1 pseudogene is annotated in these 311 nt (G+C 53.4%); it reads left to right on the forward strand.

The features are described from left to right. Nucleotides 1-311, forward strand: a pseudogene (locus A6M21_RS04500) (RpnC/YadD family protein); the annotation flags it as partial.

The raw sequence follows: 311 nt of genomic DNA on the forward strand, positions 1-311 counted from the left end.
CAACACCGCGAGTTTAAGAAACCGGTTTACCCGGTGGTGCTCAACCTGACCGGCCGGCCGCAAAAGAATACCTACGGTTTCGACTGTCTGGACCTTACCGTGGTGGAGTTTAGCTACCGGTTAATTAACCTTTCAGACCTGTCCGGAAAAGAAATATTAAAATGCGGCCCGGTGGGGATTATTCCGCTGGTACCGTTGATGCGCAACCAGTTGCCGGATGAAGAAGTGCTTGCCGCGTGCGCCCGGCGTATAGAAGAAGCGCCTGTTCAATGGCAGCCAGACTTATACCTTGGCCTGGCAGTGTTTTCGTC

It is taken from the genome of Desulfotomaculum copahuensis (genome assembly GCF_001655685.1).
Taxonomy (GTDB): Bacteria; Bacillota; Desulfotomaculia; order Desulfotomaculales; family Desulfovirgulaceae; genus Desulfotomaculum_G; species Desulfotomaculum_G copahuensis.